1 protein-coding gene is annotated in these 1,734 nt (G+C 75.2%); it reads right to left on the bottom strand.

The window, feature by feature from the left end; genetic code table 11:
- Positions 1-101 precede the first annotated feature (101 nt).
- Entirely contained in the window at positions 102-1,670 is a 1,569-nt protein-coding gene (locus NBW84_RS13940) for an FAD-binding oxidoreductase (RefSeq protein WP_250285160.1), read from the bottom strand.
- Positions 1,671-1,734: the final 64 nt, after the last annotated feature.

Genomic DNA, 1,734 nt, shown 5'->3' with positions numbered 1-1,734 from the left:
ACCGTGTTCGCGATCGTCATGGCCGCGATCACTATGATCGCGATCATCGCGTTCGCGGCCATGGTGGCACGGCCTCGTCCGTCCTGGTGCCCGCCGGCTGGTCAGGATGTCTCCGGCAGCAGGACGTTCGGGTTGAGGATGCCGGCGGGATCGAGGGCCCGCTTGAGACGGCGGAACGCCGCGATCTCGCTGGGTGAGCGGTTCAGCGGCAGCCAGCGGCGTTTCGCCGTGCCGATCCCGTGCTCCGTGCTGATGCTGCCACCGCTGTCGGCGACGAGCCTGAACACGGCGTCCTCGATCCGCCGGTCCTCGGCGTCCCCGGCGGCGTCCCCGCCCCGGCCGCCGCTACCGCCGCCGCTACCGCCGCTGGTGCCGGTGACGTTGACGTGCACGTTGCCTTCGGCGACGTGGCCGAACAGCCAGGTCCTCGCCTCGGGGGCGATCCCCGCGACGGTGGCCGGGACAGCCTCGACGAACGAGGGCAGGACGCCCAGCGGCAGGGTGACGTCCATCTTGACGGGCGTGCCGAAGGTGCTGATCGACTCGGTGTGCCGTTCCCGGTAGGCCCACAGTGCGCGGCAGCCGCGCGCGTCGCCCGCCAGGGACGCGTCCTGGACCCCGGGCAGGCTGGCGACGGCGTCCGCCAGCGTCTCCAGCACGGTGGCCCGCCCGCCCGTCCCGGCACCACCGAGGCCACCGAGGCCACCGAGGCGCCCGGGACCTCCGGCACCGCCGCCGGTGACGCCCCGGCCCGCGATGTTCCTGCCGGGGATGCCGCCGGCGGTGACGCCGCCTCCCGCGTAGACGCCGGTCTCGTCCGCGATCTCGACCAGCAGGTAGGCCGGGTGCTGGCCCCGCAGCGGCCGGGACAGGTGGCAGGCGCGGATCACCAGCTCCAGGCCGGGGGAGAGCATCAGCTCGGCGGCCGCGAGCGCGGGCAGGCCGTTGCGCAGCAGGGATGCCGCGGTCACGGCCTGCTCCACCGAGGCGAAGCCGAGCAGCCCGACCGCCCGCGCCCGGGTGGCCGGTACCAGCCGGACCCGCACCGCCGTGACCACGCCGAGCGTCCCTTCGCTGCCCGCGAGCAGGGACGGCAGGTGGTAGCCGGTGTTGTCCCTGGGCAGGCCGGTGAGGTGGGAGACGATGCTGCCGTCACCCAGGACGGCCTCCACGCCGAGCAGCTGGGCCCTGGTGTCCCCGTGGCGCAGGACGCGCAGGCCGCCGGCGTTCGTCGCGACGGTGCCGCCGACCGTGGCGCTGTCCCGGCTGGCGAGGTCCACGCCGTAGGCGAGGCCGGCGGCGGACGCCGCCCGGTGCAGGCTGCTGACCAGCACCCCCGCACCGGCGGTGGCCTGCGCGGCCGCCGTGTCGACGGACAGGGTGCCGGTGAGCCCGCGCAGGCTCAGCACGATCTCCCCACGGGTGGGGACCCCGCCGCCGACGAGCCCGGTGTTGCCGCCCTGGGGCACCAGCGGGGCCCCGTACCGGGCGCAGGTCTCGACGACCGCGGCCACGCCGGCGGTGTTCGTCGGGCGGACGACGGCGGCCGTCCGCCCGACGAAGCGCCCGGTCCAGTCTCCGACGTAGCCGGCGACGATGTCGGGGTCGGTCAGCACGCGCGTGTCGCCGATCGCATCACGCAGTGTTTCCAGTACGGGGTCTCGGGCCATGGCGCAGGCTCTTCCTCGTGATCTCTTCGTCGTAGCCGGCCCGGCGGCGGGACGGGCCGGTGGG

The sequence above is a fragment of the Protofrankia sp. CiP1_Cm_nod2 genome, assembly GCF_920664355.1.
Classification (GTDB): Bacteria; Actinomycetota; Actinomycetes; order Frankiales; family Frankiaceae; genus Protofrankia.
The sequence above is the reverse complement of the archived record's forward strand: the minus strand, read 5'-3'. Positions and strand labels throughout refer to the sequence as shown.

Excerpts from the sequence above, each read along its gene's own strand:
- NBW84_RS13940 (WP_250285160.1), bottom strand. The coding sequence starts at position 1,670 with ATGGCCCGAGACCCCGTACTGGAAACACTGCGTGATGCGATCGGCGAC.